The sequence below is a fragment of the Streptomyces sp. LaPpAH-108 genome (assembly GCF_000373625.1).
GTDB lineage: Bacteria > Actinomycetota > Actinomycetes > Streptomycetales > Streptomycetaceae > Streptomyces.
Window position 1 is genome coordinate 431,428 of sequence record NZ_KB891998.1, and the last position, 22,912, is coordinate 454,339.

Below are 22,912 nucleotides of genomic sequence, written 5' to 3' on the forward strand. Positions count from 1 at the left end.
CGGTGCCAGACCCCGCGAGCCCGGCCTGATCCAAACGAGAGGCCCTAGGCATCCCAGAGCGTGCCCAGCTCCAGCAGATCGTCCCGGTACTCGACGCGCTCCGCCCAGTCCTCCGGCCAGGCGTCCGCGCCGAGCCACGCGCCCGCGAAGGCGCCGGTCAGACAGGCGATGGAGTCCGAGTCACCGGCGGTGCAGGCGGCGCGGCGCAGGGCGAGGACGGGGTCGGTGGGGAACCACAGGAAGCAGAGCAGGGCGGTGGCCAGGGCCTCCTCGGCGATCCAGCCCTCGCCGGTGGCCAGGCAGGGGTCGGTCTCCGGGGAGACGGTACGGACCGCGTCCTGGAGGCGGTCGAGGAGCGCCAGGCACTCGTCCCAGCCCCGGGCGATGAAGTGTTCGGGGCCCGGGTCCTGGGCGCGGGTCCACAGGTCGCCGAGCCAGGTGTGGTCGTAGTGGGTGCGGTGGTCGAGGGCGTAGGAGCGCAGGCGGCCGACCAGGCCGGTGGGGTCGGTGCCCTGGGCGAGCAGCCAGACGGCGTGCGCGGTGAGGTCGGAGGCGGCCAGCGCGGTGGGGTGGCCGTGGGTGAGGGCGGACTGCAACTGGGCGGCGCCGGACCGCTGTTCGGCGCTGAGACCGGGTGCCAGGCCGAGCGGGGCGACCCGCATGTTGGCGCCGCAGCCCTTGGAGTGGATCTGGCTCGCGTCCTGCCAGGCCCGGCCCGCCTCCTTCAGCAGCCCGCACGCCGTCAGGCAGGTCCTCCCGGGCGCGCGGTTGTTCTCCGGCGACTCGTACCAGTCGACGAACTCCTCGCGCAGCGGGGCCTCCAGCCGCGCGGGCGAGAGAGCGCCCCGGTCCGTCGCCGTGCGCAGGGCCCGGCCGAGCGCGAGGGTCATCTGCGTGTCGTCGGAGACGAAGGCGCGGCCCGGCAGTTCCATCTCGCGCCAGGGCCCGCACTTGGCGAGGATCGAGGGCACGTCGTTGAACTCGGTGGGAAATCCCAGGGCGTCGCCGAGGGCGAGGCCGAGCAGGGAACCGGTGGCGGCGCGCTTTCCCGCGGGTGTGGTGGTCATGGGTACGCCCTTCCGGGCGCACCCCGCCCCGGCCCCCGTTGGTCCGGCCGCATGGCCCACCCGACTAATCGTCAGGTTGACCATAAAGCCGGACCGGCGTCGGCGGCAAGGCCCCGGCCCTCAGGCCCGGCCTAGAGGTCGACTTCCTTCATCAGCATGCCGACCTCGGTGTTGGACAGGCGGCGCAGCCAGCCCGACTTCTGGTCGCCGAGGGTGATCGGGCCGAAGGAGACGCGGACCAGCTTGTCGACGGGGAAGCCCGCCTCCGCCAGCATCCGGCGCACGATGTGCTTGCGGCCCTCGTGCAGGGTCACCTCGACCAGGTAGTTCTTGCCGGTCTGCTCGACCACGCGGAAGTGGTCCGCGCGCGCGTACCCGTCCTCCAGCTGGATGCCGTCCTTCAGCCGCTTGCCCAGGTCGCGCGGGATCGGGCCGACGATGTGCGCGAGGTACGTCTTCCGCACGCCGTACTTGGGATGGGTCAGGCGGTGCGCCAGCTCGCCGTGGTTGGTGAGCAGGATGACGCCCTCGGTCTCCGTGTCGAGCCGGCCCACGTGGAACAGCCGGGTCTCCCGGTTGGTGACGTAGTCGCCGAGGCACTGACGGCCCTCGGGGTCCTCCATGGTGGAGACGACACCGGCGGGCTTGTTCAGCGAGAAGAACTGGTACGACTGGGTGGCGACGGTCAGACCGTCGACCTTGACCTCGTCCTTCTCCGGGTCCACGCGGCGGCCCTGCTCCAGGACGATCTCGCCGTTGATCTCGACGCGGGCCTGCTCGATCAGCTCTTCGCAGGCGCGCCGGGAGCCGTAGCCCGCGCGCGCGAGCACCTTCTGCAGGCGCTCGCCCTCCTGCTCGGCGCCGGGGAAGGTCTTGGGCAGCTTGACGTCCTTCTTGCCCGCGTACCGCTCCCGGTTGCGCTCCTCGGTCCGGGTCTCGTACTCCCGCGAGCGCGCGGGGGCCGTATGGCCGCGCCCGGCGCCCTGGGACTGCTTGGGGCCGCCCTTGGCGCCGCCGCGCGCCGCGCCGCCCCGGCCCGACTTGGGGCCGTCCTGCGTGGCGCCCGGGCCGACGTCGTAGCGGCGCTCCTCCGGGCGGGGCTTGCGGGGACGGCCGCCCTGCCCCTGGCGCTCGTCCCGGTTGTTGCCGGCGCCGCGATGGTTCCCGCGTCCGCTGTTCCTGTCGCTGCCGCTGCTTCGCATCAAGGTTTCCGTCTTAGTCGTCTGCGTACTGACCGTCGGGCGCGTCGGGCGCGTCCGGGTCGAACGACGGGACACCCTCCTGGCTCTCGGCCTCGATCGCCGCCGCTTCCGGGAGGAAGGGGGCGAGCTCCGGAAGCTCGTCCAGGCCGCGCAGGCCCAACCGCTCCAGGAAATACTCCGTCGTCACGTACAGGATCGCACCTGTTTCGGGTTCCGCGCCCGCCTCGCGGACCAGACCGCGCTGGAGCAGGGTCCGCATCACGCCGTCGCAGTTGACCCCGCGCACCGCGGAGACCCTGCTGCGGCTGACCGGCTGGCGGTACGCGACGACCGCGAGGGTCTCCAGGGCCGCCTGGGTGAGGCGGGCGGTCTGGCCCTCCAGGGCGAGGCGTTCGACGGCGGGGGCGTAGGCGGCGCGACTGTAGAAGCGCCAGCCGCCCGCGACGTAGCGCAGCTCGAAGCCGCGGCCCTGGGCGGTGTAGTCGTCGGCCAGCTCGCGCAGCGCGTCCGCGACGGCGCGTCTGGGGCGCTCCAGGAGGCGGGCGAGGCGTTCCTCGGAGGCGGGCTCGTCCACGACCATGAGGACGGCTTCCAGGGCGGGCCTGAGGTCGAGATCGGCGACAGCGGTCTCGTGGTTCACGTCTTCGGCTCCTCGGCGTTCTCGTCCTGGGCTTTCTCGTCCTGGGCCTTCTCAGGGAGCCGGTCGAATTCGTCGGTGATCCTGGGCTCGGCCCCGCTCTCCCCGCCGGTCCAGCGGACCAGCAGGGTGCCGAGGGCGGCCTCCTGCTCCAGGGCGACGGCCTTCTCGCGGTACAGCTCCAGCAGGGCGAGGAAACGGGCCACGACCGTGAGGGTGTCGTCGGTGTCGGCCACGAGCGCGCGGAAGTCGCTCTCACCGAGTTCACGCAGCCGGGCGACGACGATCCCGGCCTGCTCCTGGACGCTGACCAGCGGCGCGTGGATGTGATCGACGTACACCTGCGGCTCCGCCTTCGGCTGCATCGCCTTCACGGCGAGCCGCGCGAACCCCTCGGGCCCGATGCTGATGACGACCTCGGGCAGCAGCTCGGCATGGTGCGGCTCGAGCCCGACGGTACGGGGATGCCGCCGCCCCTCCTCCTCCAACCGCTCGTTGAAGATGTCCGCGATCCGCTTGTACGCCCGGTACTGCAACAACCGCGCGAACAACAGATCCCGCGCCTCCAGCAGCGCGAGATCCCCCTCGTCCTCCACCTCGGCGGCAGGCAGCAGCCGAGCCGCCTTCAGATCGAGCAACGTCGCGGCAACCACCAAAAACTCAGTGGTCCGATCCAGATCCCAGTCCTCCCCCATCGCCCGGACATGTGCCAGGAACTCATCGGTCACCTTCGACAACGCCACCTCGGTGACATCCATCTTGTGCCGCGAGATCAACTGAAGCAGCAGATCGAACGGCCCCTCGAAGTTGTCGAGCCGCACCCTGAAAACACCGCTGTCCTCGGGGTCACCGGCCTGAGACGCGGGCTCCGCCCCGGCAACAGCTGCCTCCGGCCCGGACGCCGCCGCCTGCTGGAGGGCCACTCCCCCGGCCACCTCCACCACACGCGAACCCGACGTCCCGCCCTCCGGGGAGGATGCCTCCGCAGAACGCGAACCGGACCCGCCGACAGCCCCCGACGTAGACCCGACGTCCACCGAAGCCGCGCCAGGCGACGCGGTAGCAGCTCCTGACACGATCCCCGAACCCTGCAAACTGCCCATTGGCGCCCCGGCAACAGCCCCGGACACCGGATCCGCTTCTTGCGAAGGCGCCACAGCCGACCGGGCGGCAACACCCCGCGCGCACTCGGCGTCCAAAGAAGTCGCGGCAGACGACCGGGAAGCCGATCCGACGGCGCACCCCGGCACGGGCCCGGCATCCGCCGGAGTCGCGGCAGACGGCCGAACGACCCCCTCCGACAGACGCTCCGGCCCACCCGAAGACGCCGCAGGCGACCCCGCAACGCCCCCCGGCGCGGGCTCGGCGTCGACTGATGCCCCGGCAGACAACTCGGCAGCAACCCCCGAAACCGGCTCCGATTCACCCGAAGGCGCCTCAGACGATCCGGTGGCGGCCCCCCGCACGGACTCGACCTCACCCGAAAACGCCGCAGGCGGGCCGACGGCGGTCCCCGGCCTGGACCAGGCGTCCTCCGGAATCGCGGCGGACGGCCGAACGGCCCCCTCCGACAGACGCTCCGGCACGCCCGAAGGCGCCGCAGGCGATGCGGTGACGGCCCCTGGTACGGCCCCGGCATCCGCCGTTGCTCCGGCAGACAGCCCGGCGGCGATCCCGGACACCGGCCCAGCCCCGCCCGGACGCGCCACAGGCGATCCCGCGGCAGCCCCCGACAGAGACCCGGCGTCCGCCGCGGACGACGTGCTCTCCGGCGCGCCGGGAGGCGCTGCGGGCGATGCGGTGTCGGCCCCAAGCACCAACCCGGCAGCATCCCCGGACACCGGCTCGGGCTCTCCCGAAGGCGCCGCAGGCGACCGCACAGGCTCGGCGGATGGCCGGGCGGCGTCACCGGACACCGGCTCAGACCCACCCCGAGGCGTCGCAGGCGGCAGCGCGGGCTCGGCGTTCGCCGTTGCCCCGGCGGTGTCACCCGGCACCGGCTCAGAGTCGTCCCGAGGCGCCGTAGGCGATTTCGCGGGAGAGGGCTGGGCGACGGCCTCCGGTGTGGGCCCTGGGCCACCCGTAGGTGCCGCAGGCGATCCGGGTGCTGTCGGTGGCTCGGTGTCTGCCGGAGGCGGAGCGGTGGGTTCTCGAGCCGCCGGAGGGGGGACGCCCGGGCCCCGGCCCAGGGGGCGTCGTGGGCCGGGGGTGGGGGTGTGGTTCGGGGTCATGGGGGTCGCAAGGGTATCGCTCGGCCGGGAAAAGCAGCGGCTAGCGGCCCCGTAGGCGGCGGACCAGGATGCTGGCCTCGCCGCGGGCCTCCAGGTCGGCGAGGACAACGGCGACCGCCTCGCGGACGATGCGACCGCGGTCGACGGCGAGGCCGTGTTCACCGCGGAGCACCAGGCGGGCGTGCTCCAGGTCCATGAGTTCCTCGGCGGAGACGTACACGGTGATCTTCTCGTCGTGCCGCTCGCGCCCGCTGGGCCGCCGGGCCGCCGCGCGCCCGCGCTTGCGGGGCTGCTCGGCGCCGGAGCCCTCCGGCGGCGGCTGGCGCCGCGCGGGCCGGATGCGGGACTCACCGGTCTCGGACGATTCCGGCCCGACCGCCGCCGTGTGCTCCGCGCCCTCGCCGTCGCCGCCCTGCGCGGGCACCGCCTGGGGCGCGTCCTCCGCCTGCGCGGCGGCTGCCGCCGGGTCGCTCTCCCCGGCCGGGGCCGGCACCCTGGGCTCCCCCCGCCGGGGCGTGGAGGGCTGGAGCGCCATCCCTCCGGTCGTACGGAACAGTTCGTCGGCTCCGGGCAGACTCACTCGGCGTGACACCGGGCGAGCACCTCCCTGGCGAGCTGGCGATAGGCGGCGGCGCCGACGGAGTTGGAGGCGTACGTGGTGATCGGCTCACCGGCGACGGTGGTCTCCGGGAAGCGGACCGTGCGCCCGATGACCGTGTGGTACACGTGGTCGTCGAACGCCTCGACCACCCGCGCGAGCACCTCACGGCTGTGCACCGTGCGCGAGTCGTACATGGTGGCGAGGATGCCGTCCAGCTCCAGCTCGGGGTTGAGCCGCTCCTGGACCTTCTCGATGGTCTCGGTCAGCAGGGCCACACCGCGCAGCGCGAAGAACTCGCACTCCAGCGGCACGATCACCTTGTGCGCCGCGGTGAGCGCGTTGACGGTGAGCAGGCCGAGCGAGGGCTGACAGTCGATCACGATGTAGTCGTAGTCGTCCATCAGCGGCTTCAGGGCGCGCTGGAGCGTGGACTCGCGCGCGACCTCGGAGACCAGCTGGACCTCGGCGGCCGACAGGTCGATGTTGGAGGGCAGCAGGTCCATGTTGGGGACCGCGGTCTTCAGCAGGACCTCGTCGGCCGACATGCCCCGCTCCATGAGCAGGTTGTAGACCGTGAGGTCCAGCTCCATGGGGTTGACGCCGAGACCCACCGACAGCGCGCCCTGCGGGTCGAAGTCCACGAGCAGCACGCGCCGGCCGTACTCCGCGAGCGCGGCACCCAGGTTGATGGTCGACGTGGTCTTGCCGACGCCGCCCTTCTGGTTGCACATCGCGATGATCTTCGCGGGGCCGTGGTCGGTCAGCGGGCCCGGGATCGGGAAGTACGGCAGCGGGCGCCCGGTCGGGCCGACGCGCTCACGGCGCTGACGAGCCGCGTCGGGCGCGAGCGTGGCCGCGTACTCCGGATCGGGCTCGTACTCGGCGTCGGGGTCGTAGAAGTGCCCCTCGGGCAGTTCGTCGTAGTCGGCGAAGTGGTTGTGGGGCGCGCCACTTCCGTCGCCGGCCATGGCGTTCACGTGATGGCCATCCATGCTCTGGTGTGCTGTCCGGACCGTCTGCGGTTCCGGACTCTGGTGGGCTGCGAAGGTGCGCACAGCTACGGAGCCGACAGCCTCGAATCCCGTGGGGTCCTGGTGACCCCGTGCCGGCATTCCTGGTTGACCACCCCCGGGAGAAAATGTCGACTCATTCACAAGTCGTCTTACCTCCTTGGTGACCAGGAAACTTCTAGACAAGGTCAGCGTGGCACCATGCCGACGGTTGGCGACTCTATGGCGTGTCGGCGGTCCGCAGCAACACAATCCGCCGGACCCGGCCGGATGTGTCGACAATGAAACATCCCTCTGTCAAGGGCGTACGACCGTCGCACAGCAGGTTTCACCGGTGTACGAATCGGTCGAAGGGTTACGTTCGAGGCGAGTTGACCGAGTGTCGCAAAGTGACCATACACACATCCGGCCGGACCTTCGGGCAAGGTCCGGCCGGGTGCGCGGTGTTGACGGGATGTGTTGACGAATCGCCTTTACGGTGCTGACGACTTGACGACTCGCCGAAGCCGCCGGTCTCAGCCGATCAGCGCGTCGATGCTCACGTGGTCGAGACCGTGGGCGTCGGCGACCTCCTTGTAGACCACCTTGCCGTCATGGGTGTTGAGGCCCCGGGCGAGCGCGGCGTCGCGGCGCAGCGCCTCGACCCAGCCGTTGTTGGCCAGGGAGACGATGTACGGGAGCGTCGCGTTGGTGAGCGCGTTGGTGGAGGTGTTGGGCACCGCGCCGGGCATGTTGGCGACGCAGTAGAAGACCGAGTTGTGCACCCGGAAGGTCGGCTCGGCGTGCGTGGTCGGACGGGAGTCCTCGAAGCAGCCGCCCTGGTCGATCGCGATGTCGACAAGGACACTTCCGGGCTTCATCCGGGACACCATCTCGTTGGTGACCAGCTTCGGGGCCTTGGCGCCCGGGATGAGGACGGCGCCGATGACGAGGTCGGCGTCCAGGACGGCCTTCTCCAGCTCGAAGGCGTTGGACATGATCGCCTTGACCTTGCTGCCGAAGATCCGGTCGGCCTCGCGCAGCTTGTTGATGTCGCGGTCGAGCAGCGTCACCTCGAAGCCCATGCCGACGGCGATCTGCACGGCGTTCCAGCCGGAGACGCCGCCGCCGATGACGACGGCCTTGGCCGGGGTCACGCCCGGCACGCCGCCCGGCAGCACACCGCGGCCACCGGCCGGGCGCATCAGGTGGTAGGCGCCGACCTGCGGGGCGAGCCGGCCCGCGACCTCGGACATGGGGGCGAGCAGCGGCAGCGCGCGGTTGGCCAGCTCGACCGTCTCGTACGCGATCGCGGTGGTGCCGGACTCGAGCAGCGCGTCCGTGCACTCGCGGGAGGCCGCCAGGTGCAGGTACGTGAAGAGGATCTGGTCCTTGCGCAGCCGGTGGTACTCCTCCGCGACGGGCTCCTTGACCTTCAGCAGCAGGTCGGCGGCGGCCCACACCTCGTCGGCGGTGTCGAGGATGCCCGCACCGGCGGCGATGTACTCCTCGTCCGTGATCGAGGAGCCGAGACCGGCGCCGCGCTCGACGACGACCTGATGGCCGCCCCGCACCAGCTCGTGCACGCCGGCGGGGGTGATGGCCACCCGGAACTCGTTGTTCTTGACCTCGCGGGGGATGCCGACCTTCACGTCGATCACGGTCCTTGGCTCAGAGGGTAGGGGGGTGCACTGAAAGACATACCGGGCGCGCTGGCGCACACCGGGAGACACCGCAGGAGAACGTGCGGCAGAGCCAGTTTAATGAAGGTGTTCTGCGTGTCTAGCCTTTCATTGCATCAATCTTCAGCGGAGGAACTACGGATTTCGCAGGCGTTGGCGAGGGGTTCCGTACCGGTCGCCCCCGCGCGGTCCGGCTCCGGGGCCTTCGCCGGGCCCTCCTCCCCCAGGATGCGCTCCGCCGCGGCGCGGTGCAGGCGGGCGGCGGTGGGGTCGCCGAGGCGGTCCAGGGTGTCGGCCATGCGCAGCTGGAGCGCCGCCTGGAGCCGGGTGTCCTCGGCGCGCCGCGCCCATTCGGCGGCCTCGCGGCAGGTGCGCAGCGATTCCTCGGGGCGCCCGGCGTACTCCTGGACGCGGGCCGTCTCGCTGAGTGCCCGCGCGTAGGCGGCGGTGTCGCCCTCCTTACGGTGACCGGCAGCGGCGGAGCGCCAGTTGCGCAGCGCCTCGCCGTAGCGGCCCGCGTAGGTGTGGGCGGTGGCGATGCGGCCGTAGAGCCGGGCGGCCTGGGCGCGTTCGCCCCGGGCGAGCCGGTCGGCGAGCGCGCGGCCGAACCAGTCGGCGGCGCGGTCGTGGTCGCCCAGTTCCTGGTGGGCGCCGCCGACGGATTCCATCGCGCGGCCGGTGGCGTAGGGGTCGTTCGCCGCGCGTCCGGCGTCCAGGGCGGCGCGGTAGCGGGCGAGCGCGTCGCGGACGCGGCCGGTCTGGGCGTCGAGGTCGCCGAGGTTGAGCAGGGCGGCGGCCTGCTCGCGGGGCAGGCCGCGCCGCTCGGCCACGTCGAGGACGAGGCCGTGGATGCCGTAGAGGTCGGCCGCGGCGGCCTGGGTGCCGAAGTGGGCGACCATGGCGCGCACCAGCTGGGACATGAGGCGGCGGGCGAGGGTGTCCAGGCCGCCGTCGGCCACGGCGAGCCGGGCGGCGGCCAGCAGGGCGGGGCGGCGCAGGGTCAGCCACTGGGCGGCGGCCTCGGGGCCCGCGAAGCGCAGCGCCGGGGGCAGGGAGCGCAGTTTCTCGCGGGCCTGGGTGCTGTCGGTCTCGGCGGCGGCGCGGCAGGACTGGAGCAGCCGTACGTCGCGTTCCAGGACGCGGGCGCGGGCCAGCTGGAGTTCGGCCGGGCGGTCCTCCTTCTCGGCCAGCGCGCGCAGCAGGGGGTGCAGACAGCCGGGCACCTCGTACTCGGGCAGCGGGGAGTCGGCGCGGCGCAGCAGGCCCACGGCGGTGAGGTCGTCCAGGACGGCGAGGGCGCGGGTGGGCGAGCACCCGGCGAGCGCGGAGGCGGTGTGCGGGTCGACGGTCCCGGCCGGGGCCTGGGAGAGCAGGCGCAGCAGCCGGGCGGAGGCGACGGGCAGCCGGTCGTGGACGAGCCGGAGGACGCGGGTGAGCGGGGGGCTGTCGCTGCCGTCGTCGGAGTCGGCGTGCATCCGCTTGGCGAGGTCGGAGATCCCGGCCTGGGGGCGGGAGGCGAGCCAGCCGCCCGCCAGGGTGAGCGCGGCGGGCTGGCCCTGGCAGATCTCGGCCAGGCTCTCGGCGGAGCGCGGGTCGACGGTGACGCGCACCGATCCGGCCCAGCGGGTGAGGAGTTCGACCGCCGACTTGGTGTCGAGACCGCCCAGGGTGCAGGGGCGGACGTCGGAGATGCCGGTGAGGGGTCCGGCGGAGACGGCGACGACCAGGCAGTCGGGGGCGTCCGGGAGCAGGGCGTCGACCTGGTCGGCGCCGGTCGCGTCGTCCAGCAGGAGGAGGGTGCGGCGGCCGGTGAGGGCGGTGCGCAGCACCTCGGTGAGGACGTCCTCGGGGGCTCCGGCGGGCGGGCGCACACCGAGGGCGGTGAGCAGGTCGCGGGCGGTGCGCTCGACGGGTACGGGGGTGCCGTCGGGGTCGCTGAGCCGGGCGCGCAGGACGCCGTCGGGGTAACGGGGAGCGACCTGGGCGACCAGTTCCTCGGCGAGGGCGGTACGGCCGGAGCCAGGGCGTCCGGCGATGAGGAGGACCCTCGCGCGGGGGGCCTTGCGCCCGGCGAGGGTGTCCAGGCCCGTGCGCGCGATGTCGGCGCGCAGTTCCTTCAACTCCCGTGTGCGGCCCAGGAATGAGGCCGGTGCGGCTGGGGGCTCCGCCGGCCGCACGTCGTTCTGGTCCACCGCCTGATCCGTCACGGGTCACGCTCCCGTCCCACCGCACGCGCACAGCCCGCCGGTTCTTCCGGTACGGGCGATTCCAGAGCCTAGTTCACGCTCTGCGACCTTCCGGTGGGAGCGGGGCGGAGAGATCCCCCGATCGGATCAGGCGATGGTCACACCAATACCGGTACGCGTGACGGGACGCCTCCCGGCGCCCGTGCCGTCACGCGCTGAACGGTCGCGCGGGCCACGGCGCGTCCGCCGGGCGCAGCGCGTCCAGGCCCTCCCCGCCGCGCGCGGCGACCAGCGAGAGGACGCCCACGACCAGGCAGTTGTTGTGCACGTCCCCGGCGAGGACCAGCCGGACCAGCTCGTCCACGGGCACGCGGGCGTAGCTCATGTCCTGCTCCTCGTGCTCGGTCACGAAGCGCTCGCCCTCGGCCTCGGCGATGTCGCGGGCGAGAAAGATCCGCACCGCCTCGTCGCAGCCGCCCGGGGTGGTGTAGACGTCGGCGAGCACGCGCCAGTCCTCGGCCTTGACGTGCGCCTCCTCGTACAGCTCGCGCTGGGCGGCGTGCAGCGGGTTCTCGCCGGGCACGTCGAGCAGCCCGGCCGGGATCTCCCAGAGCTTGTGGCGCACCGGGTGGCGGTACTGGTTGATCAGCAGGACCCGGTCCTCCTCGTCCAGGGCGAGGACGGCGACGGAGCCGGGGTGGACCTGGTAGTCACGGCGGACCACCGAGCCGTCGGGCATGACCACGTCGTCCGTGCGGACGGAGGTCTTGTTGCCCTTGAAGGGGGTCGCGGTGGAGCGGACCTCCCACTCCTCGGGGGTGTCCTTGATCGTCATGCCCTGTCCTTCCACGTGCGCAAAAGAGAACCGGGGTGCGCCCCTTTGAAGGTTCGCACCCCGGTCACCGTAACAATCGGTGTGTTACTTGGAGTTCTTCGGCTTGCCCGCCGTCTTGCGCTCGACGGACGCCTTCACCAGGCCCGCGAACAGCGGGTGCGGCCGGGTCGGCCGGGAGCGCAGCTCGGGGTGGGCCTGCGTGGCGACCAGGTAGGGGTGGACGTCACGCGGGTACTCGACGTACTCGACGAGCTTGCCGTCGGGCGAGGTGCCCGAGAAGAGGACACCGGCCTTCTTCTCCAGCTCGGCGCGGTACGCGTTGTTGACCTCGTAGCGGTGGCGGTGCCGCTCCTCGACGTACTCCTTGCCGTCGTAGACCTCGCGCACGATGGAGCCGTCGGCCAGCTTGGCCGGGTACATGCCCAGGCGCATGGTGCCGCCCATGTCGCCCTCGCCCGCGACGATGTCCATCTGCTCGGCCATGGTGGAGATGACCGGGTGGGCGGTGGACGGGTCGAACTCGGTGGAGTTGGCGTCGGCGATACCGGCCAGGTTGCGCGCGGCCTCGATCACCACGCACTGCAGGCCCAGGCAGAGGCCGAGCAGCGGGATCTTGTTCTCGCGGGCGTAGCGGATCGCGCCGACCTTGCCGAGCACACCGCGGTCGCCGAAGCCGCCGGGGATGCAGATGCCGTCCACGTCGCCGAGGGCGGCGGCGGCACCGGCCGGGGTCTTGCAGTCGTCCGAGGTGACCCACTTGATCTTGACGCGGGCCTTGTTGGCGAAGCCGCCCGCGCGCAGCGCCTCGGTGACCGAGAGGTAGGCGTCGGGCAGGTCGATGTACTTGCCGACCAGGGCGAGGGTGATCTCGTGGTCCGGCTTGTGGACGCGGTCCAGCAGGTCGTCCCAGGTCGTCCAGTCCACGTCGCGGAAGGGCAGGTCGAGCTTGCGCACGACGTAGGCGTCCAGGCCCTCGGTGTGGATGACCTTCGGGATGTCGTAGATCGAGCGGGCGTCGGGGCAGGCCACGACGGCGGCCTCGTCCACGTCGCACATCAGCGAGATCTTGCGCTTGATGGCGGTGGGGACCTCGCGGTCGCAGCGCAGCACGATGGCGTCGGGCTGGATACCGATGTTGCGCAGCGCGGCGACGGAGTGCTGGGTCGGCTTGGTCTTCAGCTCGCCGGAGGGGCCGATGTAGGGCAGCAGCGAGATGTGGACGACGAAGACGTTGTCCCGGCCGACCTCGTGGCGGACCTGGCGGACGGTCTCCAGGAACGGCAGCGACTCGATGTCGCCGACGGTGCCGCCGACCTCGGTGATGACGACGTCGACCTCGTCGGTGGCCATGCGCCGGATGCGGTGCTTGATCTCGTTGGTGATGTGCGGGATGACCTGCACGGTGTCGCCCAGGTACTCGCCGCGCCGCTCCTTGGCGATCACGGTGGAGTAGACCTGGCCGGTGGTGACGTTCGCGGAGCCGTCGAGGTCGCGGTCGAGGAAGCGCTCGTAGTGGCCGATGTCCAGGTCGGTCTCGGCGCCGTCGTTGGTGACGAACACCTCACCGTGCTGGAAGGGGTTCATCGTGCCCGGGTCCACGTTCAGGTACGGGTCGAGCTTCTGCATGACGACACGCAGGCCACGGGCCTTGAGCAGCATGCCCAGGCTGGAGGCGGTGAGGCCCTTGCCGAGCGAGGAGGCGACACCCCCGGTGACGAAGATGTGCTTGGTCGTCGTAGATTTCGGCGGCATGGCCAAGAGGGGGCTCCCGTGGTCGCTGTCTGTGATGCGGAACGGCTGTCGGCCCGGAGGATCATGTCTTCCTCGCGGTGGCGCCGTCGCTGCGGTTCGGGGGTTTTACGCCCACCGGTCCACGGGCTACCAGGGTATCAGCGCCCGGAGGGGATGGCGTCCGGGCACGCTCCGCGACGGCCCGGGCACGCGGCTGTGACCAGTGCGGAGGCGGCTGCCGGGGTGGTCACGGGGTTCTCACCCGGTGCTCACTCGTTCGGCCCACACGGGTTGTCCGGAGCGGCGCGCAGATCATCTACGTGCGTCGTATCCTGCTCGGACACTCGCTGCCGAGCCCGGCCGGAACGACGGCACACCCCCGCCCGCACCGCCCGCCGGAGACAACTACAGCGCGGCAGTTCGTCGAGCGGGACTGCCGTTTGCCTCAGGGCTCGGACGGCTGCTTTGCTTCACCGCTCAACGACGCATCGACAAAGACCCCTTGACCGCACTAGCGACAGCCCCCTCGCGCGGGGGTGACGTGGCCGTTCGACTGGAGTTGCACGTGGCCGGGCGCATCGAAGACTACGCACTCATCGGAGACATGCAGACCGCCGCACTGGTCTGCCGGGACGGCACGGTGGACTGGCTGTGCCTGCCCCGCTTCGACTCCCATGCCATCTTCGCCGGCCTGCTGGGCACCGAGGAGCACGGCTTCTGGCGGATCGGCCCGGCCCACGCGGCCGACGCGCCGCCGCCCAAGGCCGCCCGGCGGAGCTACCGGGGCGACTCGCTGATCCTGGAGTCGGAGTGGGACACCCCGAGCGGCACGGTCCGGGTGACCGACTTCATGCCGCCGCGGGACGGTGCCCCGCAGGTCATCCGGATCGTGGAGGGCGTCAGCGGGCATGTGCCGATGCGCTCGGAGCTGCGGATGCGGTTCTCCTACGGGCGGGTGGTGCCGTGGGTGCACAAGTACGGCAACCGCACGGTGGCGGTCGCGGGGCCGGACTCGGTGTGGTTCGACACGGACGCCGAGACCTACGGCAAGGACCTGACGACGTACTCCGACTTCACCGTCGCACCCGGTGAGCGGGTGGCGTTCACGATCTCCTGGCAGCCCTCGCACAAGACGCCGCCGCCGCTGCCCGAGCCGGAGCAGTCGCTGGAGGCGACGGAGGAGTTCTGGCACGAGTGGGTCGAGCAGTGCACGTACCACGGCCCCTACCGCGAGGCCGTGATCCGTTCGCTGATCACCCTGAAGGCGCTGACCTACGCCCCCACGGGTGGCATCGTCGCCGCGCCCACCACCTCGCTGCCCGAGGACATCGGGGGCGTGCGGAACTGGGACTACCGCTACACCTGGCTGCGGGACGCGGCGATCACCCTGTCCTCGCTGCTGCGCACCGGCTACCGCGACGAGGCGCGGGCCTGGCGCGAGTGGCTGCTGCGGGCGGTGGCGGGCGACCCGGAGAACCTGCAGATCATGTACGGCATCGCCGGTGAGCGCGAGCTGGGCGAGGCGGAGCTGGACTGGCTGCCGGGCTACGAGCACTCGACGCCGGTCCGGGTCGGCAACGGCGCGGCGCACCAGCTCCAGCTGGACGTGTACGGCGAGGTCATCGAGGCGCTGCACCTGGGTCACATGACCGGGCTCGCCCGCAACGACTACGCCTCGATGCTCCAGATGAAGCTGATCCGCTATCTGGAGGACCACTGGCGGGAGCCGGACGAGGGCATCTGGGAGGTGCGCGGGCCGCGCCGGCAGTTCGTGCACTCCAAGGTGATGGCCTGGGTGGCCGTGGACCGCACGATCAAGCTGATCGAGTCCGGGGACGCCGAGGGCCCGCTGGAGCGCTGGAAGGAACTGCGCGACGAGATCCACCGCGAGGTCTGCGAGAAGGGCTACGACCCGGAGCGCAACACCTTCACGCAGTACTACGGCTCCAAGGAACTGGACGCCTCCCTCCTCCTGATCCCCCAGATGGGCTTCCTGCCGCCCGACGACAAGCGGGTCATCGGCACCATCGAGGCGATCCAGCGCGAGCTGTCCACCCCCGACGGCTTCATCCTGCGCTACCCCACCGACGGCGAGGACGCGGGCGTCGACGGCCTCCCCGGCGACGAGGGCGCCTTCCTCGCCTGCTCGTTCTGGATGGCCGACGACCTCGCGATGATCGGCCGCGTCGACGAGGCCCGCAAACTCTTCGAAAAACTCCTCGCCCTCCGCAACGACCTCGGCCTCCTCGCCGAGGAATGGGACTCCCGCCTCAAACGCCAGGTGGGCAACTTCCCGCAGGCGTTCAGCCATGTGCCGTTGATCGACACGGCACTACGACTGACGGCGTCCGGGGCGTACGGGGGCTGACGGGGTGTCCGGCACGACGGCCGCGTATCCGTCCCTGGTCCATGCCCTGGCCGAGGTGATCGTCGACCTGACCTGGTTCATCGACGGCGCCGACGACGAGCGGATGGACCAGGACGACGCCGTGAAGGCGCTGGATGGCGTCGCGGCGGTGCTGGACCGGCTGTCGGCGGGCCAGCGTGGCGAGTTGCTGGCGGTGATCGAGGGCATGGCCGCAGCGGAGACCGACCCTCGGCGCCGCGCGTTCCTCCGGGACTTCCCGGAGGACCTCGGGCTGGAGGGGCCGGAGCCAGCGGATGACCGGGGTGCCCCGCGCGCCTAGGCTGGGAGCGCGTTCTGCCGCCGATGTCGGAAGGGGGCGGTCATGGCTTCCCTCTCGAAGGCGGGTGCGGCGTTGGCCGTGCTGCGCGAGGAGTTGGCCGGGGAGGTGTTCGCGCCGGGGGACGCGGGATACGACGAGGCCAGGGCCGTCTACAACGGGATGATCGACCGGCGGCCCGCGGTGATCGCCCAGTGCATGGATGAGGGCGATGTGATGCGGGCCGTGCGGTTCGCGCGGGAGCTGGATCTGCCGGTGGCGGTGCGCGGGGGCGGGCACAGTGTGGCCGGTACGGCGCTGGGGGACGGCGCGGTGGTGGTGGATCTGCGCCGGATGCATCAGGTGGATGTCGGCCTGGAGGCCCGTGAGGTGCGGGTCGGCGGCGGGGCGACCATGAGCCACATGGACCGGGCCACCCAGCCGTACGGTCTGGCCACGACCGGCGGGCGCGCCTCCACCACCGGGGTCGGCGGGTTCGTGCTCGGCGGTGGCACCGGCTGGCTGGACCGGATCTACGGGCTGGCCGTCGACAACCTCCGCGAGGTGGAGCTGGTGACCGCCGACGCCGAGCCGGTGCGTGCGAGCGCCCGGGAGAACCCCGAGCTGTTCTGGGCGCTGCACGGCGGTGGCGGCAACTTCGGCGTGGCGACCGCGCTCACGCTGGGCCTGCACGAACTGCCCGAGTTCTCGATCGCGCTGCTGCTGTTCGCGCCGGAGGACGGCCCCGAGGCGGTCCGCACGTTCCGCGACGTGATCGCGGCGGGCCCCGACGGGCTGAGCGGAGCCACGATCTACCTCACCGGGCCGCCCCTCGAGTTCGTCCCCGAGCAGATGGTGGGCCGCCTGGTCTGCGCGGTGCTGGTCACGCACACGGGCTCCCTCGACCTGCTCCACGAACTGGCGGCGCCGCTCCTCGCGCTGCCGTACGAGGGCGGCCTGGTCGGCGAGATGCCGTACGCCGATGTCCAGTGCATGATCGACGATCCGCCGGGGCTGCGGAACTACTGGTCGGCCGAGTATCTGACCGGGCTGCCGGACGACCTGGTGGACGTGTACTGCGCCCTGTCCGCGAGCGAGCCCGTGCCGACCGCCACCCAGCACATCCTGTTCCCGCAGGGCGGCGCGATCGCCGCCGGGCCGCACGACTACCCGGTGCCCTACCGCGACGCGGCCTGGGTCGCGCATCCCTTCGCCGTGTGGGAGGACCCGGCCGACGACACCCGCGCCGTCGACTGGGTGCGCGAGGTCCGCACGGCGGTGAAGCCGTGGAGCACCGGCGACGTCTATCTGAACTTCATCGGCGACGAGGGCGCGGAGCGCGTGCGCGCGGGGCTCGGCGCGGAGAACCTGCTGCGGCTGGAGAAGGTGAAGCGGGAGTACGACCCGGACAACGTGTTCCGCTTCAACCACAACATCCGCCCGCTGTAGCCGGGCCGGTCGGGGCTACCGGCACGGCGGGGGCGCGGGTAGCGTCCGGCGCATGGACAGCGGTACGGAGAGCGGGGCCGCCCCGCGCGGCGCGGGGATCACCGTCCGGCGGGCCCTGGAGCTGCCGGGGCTGCGCGGCGGGCTGCCGGAGGTCCTGGCGGGCGACGACCGGCTGGGGCGCACGGTGCGCTGGGTGCACGCGGGCGAGGTGCCGAACATCGCCTCGCTGCTCAAGGGCGGCGAGCTGCTGCTCACCACCGGGTACGGCCTCGGCACACGCCCCGCCGAGCAGCGGGCGTTCGTACGGACGCTGGCCGAGCGGGGCATCGCCGCGCTGGTGGTGGAGCTGGGCCCGCGCTTCGCCCGGCTGCCCGCCACCCTGGTGGACACCGCGCGGGCGACCGGGCTGCCGCTGGTGCAGCTGCATCGCGAGGTGGCGTTCGTGACCGTCACCGAGGAGATCCACACCGAGATCGTCAACGGGCACTACGCGCTGCTCCAGCGGGCGGAGGAGGTGCACCGCCGCTGCACCGAGGCGCTGCTCGGCGGGGGCGGGGTGCCGCAGCTGCTGGGCATCCTGGCGGATTTCGCGGCCAACCCGGTGTTCCTGGAGACGGCGGACGGACGGCTGCTGTACGCGGCCGGGGCGGCCCCCGAGGGCGCGGACCCCCTGCAGGTGTGGGAGGGGCTGCGCGGCAAGCAGCGGGACGTACCGCCCCCGGCCGGTTCGGTCCTGGTGGACGTGCCGGGCGGCGGCCCGGGTCCTGGCGCGGTGCGGGCGCGTCTGGTGCTGCTCCCGGTGTGCGGCCCGCCGGCCCCGGTGCACCGGATGGCGGCCGAGCGGGCGGCCGGGATCGTCGCCGTGGTGCTGATGCAGGCCCGGCAGGAGGAGGAGCTGGCGGCACGCGGCCGGGGCGACTTCCTGAACGATCTCGCCGAGGGCCGCATCGCCGCCGAGGACGCCCCGGCGCAGGCCCGGGTGCTGGGCTTCCGGCACGGCGAGGGCCCGCTGCTGCCAGTCGTGATGCGGATCGGGGACTGTGCCGCCCCGGGCGCGGGCTGGGCGGTGCTGGCGCAGGCGGTGGCGAAGGAGCTGGCCTCGGTGGGGGTGCCGGTGCTGCTGGGGGTGCGGCCGGTGGAGGGCCGGGTGCCGGTCCTCGCGGGGCTGCGCGCCGAGTCGGAGCGGGCGGCGGTCGCGGACCGGGTGGCGGCGGCGCTGCGGGCCGGGGTGGAGCGGGCCGGGCTGCCGCGTCCGGGCGGGCCGCCGCCGGTGGTGGTCGGGGCGGCGGGCGGCTGGGCGGCCGTACCGGCGGGGCTGCGGCACGCGGCGGAGGCGGCGACGGCGGTGCGCGGCCCGGCCGACCGGCCCTGGTACGACGCGCGGCGGCTGGACATCGACCTGCTGCTGTGGCGGCTGCGGGACCACCCGGACCTGGCGGCGTTCGTGGACCGCGCGCTCGGTGCGCTGCTCGAACACGACGCGCGCTCACGGCCGCCGCTGCTGCCGACCCTGGAGACCTATCTGGCGCACGCGGGCCGCAAGGCGGAGACCGCCCGCGAGCTGCATCTGAACCGGCAGACCCTCTACAACCGGCTTGCCCGGATAGGTGAGTTGCTGGGCACGGAACTCGACGACCCGCAGACGGTCCTGGCGTTGAGCCTGGCGCTGCGCGCCCGGGAGCAGGTGGCCTAGCGGGCGCGCCTCAGGCGAGCGGGACCGGAAGGGTCAACTCGTCGTAGACGCTGAGGACTTGGGCGACCGTCTCGTCTTCGGTCGGCCAAGTGGCGGCCTGCCGGACACCTCGCTCGCGCAGCAGCTCGCGCCGCTCGGCGTCGGCGAGCAGATCGGTGACGGCGGCAGCGAGGGCGGGCCCGTCGCCGTAGGGCACGAGGCGGGCGGCGTCGCCCACGAGGTCCGGGACACCGCCGACGGCGGTCGCGACCAGCGGCACCCGGGCGTACAGCGCCTCCTGCGCGAACACCGAGCGCGACTCCCGGCGGGCGGTCAGCAGGGCGAGGTCGGCGGCGGCGAGCAGGTCCGGCACGTCGTCGCGGACGCCGAGGAGCCGGACCGGCAGATGCTCGGCCTCGATCCGCCGCTGCAGCTCCGGCCGCAGCGGCCCCTCCCCCGCGACGACGACCAGCGGCTGGGGGTCGAGGTCGCGCCAGGCGCGGGCCGCGTCGAGCAGCGTCTCGTGGCCGCGGTGCCGGTCCAGGGAGGCGACCGCGACGAGCAACGGGCGTCCGGTGGCGCCGAGTTCGGCCCGCACCTTGTCGGCGGGCCGCTCGGGGTCGGGGCCCCGTCCGCCGTACCGGCCGCCCGGTAGGCCCACGGCGGCGAGCCGGGCGTCGCGCGCGCCGGTCCTGCGGGCCCGGTCCACCAGGTCGGAGCTGGTGCCGAGCACGACGGTCGCGCTGCGCACCACGCGCCGCTCCAGCATCCGCAGCAGATGCGCCCGCGCGCCCTCGGCGTGGGCCCGGTTGTGCCAGGTGACGACCAGCGGGGTGGTCCGGCCGCCGAGCGCGAGCGCGGTACGGAAGGAGGCGTGCAGGCCGTGGGCGTGGACCAGGTCGGCGTCCGCGCAGGCGGCCCGCAGCGCGGCGACGGCCGCCGGGTCGCTGCTGCGCGGCACGGGCAGGTGCTCGGCGCCGGTGCCGCTGAAGTCGTAGGCGTGGTCGGCCTCGGCCGGGGCACACACGGTGACCCGGACCCCGCGCGCGACCAGGCCCGCCGCCAGGGAGCGCACATGCGCGCTGCTGCCCGCGTTGCCTCCGCCGAGCACCTGGACGGTGCGCAGCGGCGACTGGCCGGGCGGTGCGGTGCTGCTCACGGGGCTCACGGGGCCGGCTCCTGATTCGGCGGGCATTCACGAAGGGACGTACAGACGGTAGCGGTCGCCGGGGCCGCGGGGAGCTGCCGCGCCCCCTTCGCTCCGGCCGCCTTCCCCCTCAAGGATGCCAGGAGGCAAGGCCGTTCCGGGAATCGCCGGTCGGCGCGGGCCCCGGCGGGCGGAGGCAACACACAGGCGCATATCACCCGTCCGGGTGAGCCGCCGGGACGGTGCTGTCGGCGCTCCCCAGCGCTCGCGCCCAGTCGCTCACCCGGTCCCCGCAGACGGTGGCGGCCACCACCGCGACGGCGTGCGCGAGGAGTCCCGCGCGGCCGTTGGCGGCCACCACGGCGGTGCCGAGCGCGGCGCCCAGGGCGTGCGCGCCGGTGTCCCCAATCATCGCGCGCTCCCCCAGGTCCTCGGGCAGCACGGCCGCCGCCCCGCCCACGGCCGCCGCCGCGAGCGCGCCACCGGGCCCGGAGCGCACCAGCCCCGGGGCACCGAGCGCGAGCACCGCCGAGGCGGCGCGCGCGGGGCGTACGTCGAGCAGGTTCACGGTGTGCGCGGCCCCGGCGATCACGACGCCCGCGAGCAGCCGGTCCAGCGGGCGCTGCTTCAGGAACGCCCCGGCCACGAGTGCGGCGGCGGTGATGCCGAACAACTTGACCGCGCCGGAGGTGAGTTCGCCTTCGCGCAGCGCGCCGAGGTGGGCGCGGAAGCCCCGGCGCGGGTCTCCGTCCCCGGCGATGTCGTCGTACGCCCCGCAGGCACCGGCGGCGAACACCGCGAGCCCGGCGGCGGGGTGGACGCGCGCGGCGGCCAGGGCGGTCGCGGCGGCACAGGCCGGGCCGCAGTACAGCTCCACGGTGCGGCCCGCGTGGTTCTTGCGCCGCCAGCGGTCCGCGCCGCCGGGGGCGAGGGCACGCAGGGCGGCCGTGGCGCCCCGGGTGAGGAGGGCGGCGGTCGCGAAGGTGGTCGTGCGCGTGCTCATCCGGCCACTGTAGAAGGGAGTTGAGCTGCCCCGCCGGGCAGGGCACCCGGTCCTACGCCTCCCCGCGTGCCGTCGCGAGCAGTTCCTCGGCGTGGGCGCGGGCCGCCTCCGAGTCCTCCTGGCCCGCCAGCATCCGGGAGAGTTCACGGACGCGTTCCTCGCCCTCCAGGACCTTGACGCCGGAGCGGGTGACCGAGCCGTCGTTGGTCTTCTCCACCAGCAGCTGCCGGTCGGCGAAGGCGGCGACCTGGGGCAGGTGGGTGACGACGACGACCTGGGCGGTGCGGGCGAGCTTGGCCAGGCGGCGGCCGATCTCGACGGCCGCCTTGCCGCCGACACCGGCGTCGACCTCGTCGAACAGGTAGGTCGGCACGGGGTCGGTGCCCGCGAAGACGACCTCCACGGCGAGCATCACGCGGGACAGCTCACCGCCGGAGGCGCCCTTGGCGATGGGCCGGGGCGGGGCGCCCGGGTGCGGGGCGAGCAGCAGCTCGACCTCGTCGACGCCGGAGGGGCCGTAGGCGACCGTGCGGCCGTCCGCCTCCACTCCGTCGGGGTCCTCGGTCTGCCGGATGTCGAAGGACACCCGGGCGTGCGGCATGGCCAGCGAGGCCAGCTCGGCGGTGACGGCGGCGGCGAACCGCTCGGCGGCCTCGGTCCGCGCCTTGGTCAACTGCTCGGCCAGCGCGCCCAGTTCGGTGCGCAGCGCATCGCGTTCGGCGGTCAGCTCGGTGATCCGCTCGTCGTCGCCGTCCAGCTCGGTCAGCCGGGCGGCGCCCTGCTCGGCCCAGGCGAGGACGGCGGCGATGTCCGTGCCGTACTTGCGGGTCAGGGCGTTCAGCGCGGCCCGGCGCTCCTCCACGGCCGACAGCCGCAGCGGGTCGGCGTCCAGGTCGTCGGCGTATCCGGCCAGCTCACCGGCGACGTCCCCGGCGAGGATGCCGATCTCGCCGATGCGGTCCGCGAGCGCGGCCAGCGCCGGATCGTGCGAGCGGACCGCCTCAAGCGCCCGGTGGGCCCCGGCGATCAGCGTGCCCGCGTCGATGCCCTCGGGGTCCTCGGGGTTCCCGGCGAGGGCGGCGTGCGCGGCGGTCGCGGCGGAGGACAGCGCCTCGGCGTGCCCCAGCCGCTCGGCCTCCTCGGCCAGCTCCACGTCCTCCCCGGCGCGCGGCTCCACGGCCGCGATCTCGTCCAGGCCGAAGCGCAGCAGGTCGGCTTCCTGGGCGCGCTCGCGGGCGCGGGTGACGATCTCGTCCAGCTCGGCGCTCACCGCGCGCAGCCGCTTGTAGGCGTCCGTGTACGCGGCCAGCGGCACCGCGACCGACTCGCCCGCGTACCGGTCGAGCGCGCCGCGCTGCCGGTTCGCCTTGAGCAGGCCCTGCTGGTCGGTCTGCCCGTGCACGGCCACCAGGTCGTCGGCCAGCTCGGCGAGCAGCCCGACGGGGACGCTGCGCCCGCCGAGGTGCGCCCGGGAGCGGCCCTCGGCGGAGATGGTGCGGCTGATCAGCAGGGCGCCGTCGTCCAGCTCGGCCCCGGCCTCCTCGGCCCGTACGACGGCCGAGGCACCGGTGGGTACGGCGATCCGTCCCTCCACCACCGCCCGGCCCGCGCCGAGCCGGACCAACGCCGGGTCGGCCCGCCCGCCGAGCAGCAGCCCCAGGCTGGTGACGACCATGGTCTTGCCCGCACCCGTCTCACCGGTGACGGCGGTGAACCCGGGTGACAGCTCGACCACGGCGTCGTCGATGACCCCGAGCGACCGTATGCGCATCTCCTCCAACACGGAACAGACCATACGAGGTCCGGGGCGGGATGCG

At 73.3% G+C, this 22,912-nt stretch carries 17 protein-coding genes; 4 read left to right on the plus strand and 13 right to left on the minus strand.

Annotation, left to right across the window (positions count from 1 at the left end; all coding sequences use genetic code 11):
* Positions 1–44 precede the first annotated feature (44 nt).
* From B079_RS0128650 to B079_RS0128695, 10 genes are all read right to left on the minus strand, one after another.
* On the minus strand, positions 45–1,067 hold the full coding sequence (locus B079_RS0128650; RefSeq protein WP_018549291.1) for an ADP-ribosylglycohydrolase family protein: 1,023 nt from the start codon (positions 1,065–1,067) through the stop codon (positions 45–47).
* Between the two features lie 131 nt (positions 1,068–1,198).
* The gene (locus B079_RS0128655) at positions 1,199–2,269 is read right to left on the minus strand and encodes a pseudouridine synthase (RefSeq protein ID WP_018549292.1); all 1,071 of its coding nucleotides are present in this window, start codon (positions 2,267–2,269) and stop codon (positions 1,199–1,201) included.
* A gap of 13 nt (positions 2,270–2,282) precedes the next feature.
* Entirely contained in the window at positions 2,283–2,909 is a 627-nt protein-coding gene (gene scpB, locus B079_RS0128660; RefSeq protein ID WP_018549293.1) for an SMC-Scp complex subunit ScpB, read from the minus strand.
* Positions 2,906–4,009 (minus strand): segregation and condensation protein A, encoded by a 1,104-nt coding sequence (locus B079_RS0128665; RefSeq protein ID WP_234016892.1) that lies wholly within the window; start codon positions 4,007–4,009, stop codon positions 2,906–2,908. The genes scpB and B079_RS0128665 overlap by 4 nt, the downstream gene beginning before the upstream one ends.
* A gap of 1,168 nt (positions 4,010–5,177) precedes the next feature.
* Positions 5,178–5,729 carry a hypothetical protein gene (locus tag B079_RS0128670; protein WP_078496113.1) on the minus strand — a complete coding sequence of 184 codons (552 nt, stop codon included), beginning with the start codon at positions 5,727–5,729 and terminating at the stop codon, positions 5,178–5,180.
* Complete coding sequence (locus B079_RS0128675) at positions 5,714–6,850, minus strand: ParA family protein (RefSeq protein ID WP_078496114.1); 1,137 nt, start codon at positions 6,848–6,850, stop codon at positions 5,714–5,716. The genes B079_RS0128670 and B079_RS0128675 overlap by 16 nt, the downstream gene beginning before the upstream one ends.
* Positions 6,851–7,263: 413 nt before the next feature.
* Positions 7,264–8,379 (minus strand): alanine dehydrogenase, encoded by a 1,116-nt coding sequence (ald, locus tag B079_RS0128680; protein WP_158685060.1) that lies wholly within the window; start codon positions 8,377–8,379, stop codon positions 7,264–7,266.
* A gap of 146 nt (positions 8,380–8,525) precedes the next feature.
* Positions 8,526–10,616: a tetratricopeptide repeat protein gene (locus B079_RS0128685; protein WP_018549298.1), complete on the minus strand. Its 2,091-nt coding sequence runs from the start codon at positions 10,614–10,616 to the stop codon at positions 8,526–8,528.
* Between the two features lie 187 nt (positions 10,617–10,803).
* Positions 10,804–11,430, minus strand: a complete 627-nt coding sequence (locus B079_RS0128690; RefSeq protein WP_018549299.1) for an NUDIX domain-containing protein — start codon at positions 11,428–11,430, stop codon at positions 10,804–10,806.
* A gap of 84 nt (positions 11,431–11,514) precedes the next feature.
* Positions 11,515–13,182 (minus strand): CTP synthase, encoded by a 1,668-nt coding sequence (locus B079_RS0128695; protein ID WP_018549300.1) that lies wholly within the window; start codon positions 13,180–13,182, stop codon positions 11,515–11,517.
* A 544-nt stretch (positions 13,183–13,726) separates the two neighbouring features.
* Between B079_RS0128695 and B079_RS0128700 the strand changes: the two genes are divergently transcribed.
* The 4 genes from B079_RS0128700 to B079_RS0128715 are packed head-to-tail and all read left to right on the plus strand — an operon-like array spanning position 13,727 to position 18,966.
* Complete coding sequence (locus tag B079_RS0128700; RefSeq protein ID WP_018549301.1) at positions 13,727–15,529, plus strand: glycoside hydrolase family 15 protein; 1,803 nt, start codon at positions 13,727–13,729, stop codon at positions 15,527–15,529.
* A 4-nt stretch (positions 15,530–15,533) separates the two neighbouring features.
* Positions 15,534–15,848 carry a hypothetical protein gene (locus B079_RS0128705; RefSeq protein WP_018549302.1) on the plus strand — a complete coding sequence of 105 codons (315 nt, stop codon included), beginning with the start codon at positions 15,534–15,536 and terminating at the stop codon, positions 15,846–15,848.
* A 42-nt stretch (positions 15,849–15,890) separates the two neighbouring features.
* Positions 15,891–17,273, plus strand: a complete 1,383-nt coding sequence (locus B079_RS0128710) for an FAD-binding oxidoreductase (RefSeq protein ID WP_018549303.1) — start codon at positions 15,891–15,893, stop codon at positions 17,271–17,273.
* A gap of 52 nt (positions 17,274–17,325) precedes the next feature.
* Positions 17,326–18,966, plus strand: coding sequence for a PucR family transcriptional regulator (locus tag B079_RS0128715; protein WP_018549304.1), 1,641 nt, complete (start codon positions 17,326–17,328; stop codon positions 18,964–18,966).
* A 10-nt stretch (positions 18,967–18,976) separates the two neighbouring features.
* Here B079_RS0128715 and B079_RS0128720 read toward each other — a convergent pair whose 3' ends face one another.
* From B079_RS0128720 to recN, 3 genes are all read right to left on the minus strand, one after another.
* The gene (locus B079_RS0128720; protein ID WP_018549305.1) at positions 18,977–20,113 is read right to left on the minus strand and encodes a glycosyltransferase family 4 protein; all 1,137 of its coding nucleotides are present in this window, start codon (positions 20,111–20,113) and stop codon (positions 18,977–18,979) included.
* A 193-nt stretch (positions 20,114–20,306) separates the two neighbouring features.
* Positions 20,307–21,095 (minus strand): hypothetical protein, encoded by a 789-nt coding sequence (locus tag B079_RS0128725; protein WP_018549306.1) that lies wholly within the window; start codon positions 21,093–21,095, stop codon positions 20,307–20,309.
* Positions 21,096–21,147: 52 nt separating this feature from the next.
* Positions 21,148–22,890 carry a DNA repair protein RecN gene (gene recN / locus B079_RS0128730; RefSeq protein WP_018549307.1) on the minus strand — a complete coding sequence of 581 codons (1,743 nt, stop codon included), beginning with the start codon at positions 22,888–22,890 and terminating at the stop codon, positions 21,148–21,150.
* Positions 22,891–22,912: the final 22 nt, after the last annotated feature.

Coding starts and splice junctions, on each gene's coding strand:
- B079_RS0128695 (WP_018549300.1), bottom strand. CDS start 13,182: ATGCCGCCGAAATCTACGACGACCAAGCACATCTTCGTCACCGGGGGT.
- B079_RS0128715 (WP_018549304.1), top strand. CDS start 17,326: ATGGACAGCGGTACGGAGAGCGGGGCCGCCCCGCGCGGCGCGGGGATC.
- B079_RS0128650 (WP_018549291.1), bottom strand. CDS start 1,067: ATGACCACCACACCCGCGGGAAAGCGCGCCGCCACCGGTTCCCTGCTC.
- B079_RS0128655 (WP_018549292.1), bottom strand. CDS start 2,269: ATGCGAAGCAGCGGCAGCGACAGGAACAGCGGACGCGGGAACCATCGC.
- B079_RS0128675 (WP_078496114.1), bottom strand. CDS start 6,850: ATGCCGGCACGGGGTCACCAGGACCCCACGGGATTCGAGGCTGTCGGC.
- recN (WP_018549307.1), bottom strand. CDS start 22,890: ATGGTCTGTTCCGTGTTGGAGGAGATGCGCATACGGTCGCTCGGGGTC.
- B079_RS0128665 (WP_234016892.1), bottom strand. CDS start 4,009: ATGGGCAGTTTGCAGGGTTCGGGGATCGTGTCAGGAGCTGCTACCGCG.
- B079_RS0128690 (WP_018549299.1), bottom strand. CDS start 11,430: ATGACGATCAAGGACACCCCCGAGGAGTGGGAGGTCCGCTCCACCGCG.
- B079_RS0128725 (WP_018549306.1), bottom strand. CDS start 21,095: ATGAGCACGCGCACGACCACCTTCGCGACCGCCGCCCTCCTCACCCGG.
- B079_RS0128710 (WP_018549303.1), top strand. CDS start 15,891: ATGGCTTCCCTCTCGAAGGCGGGTGCGGCGTTGGCCGTGCTGCGCGAG.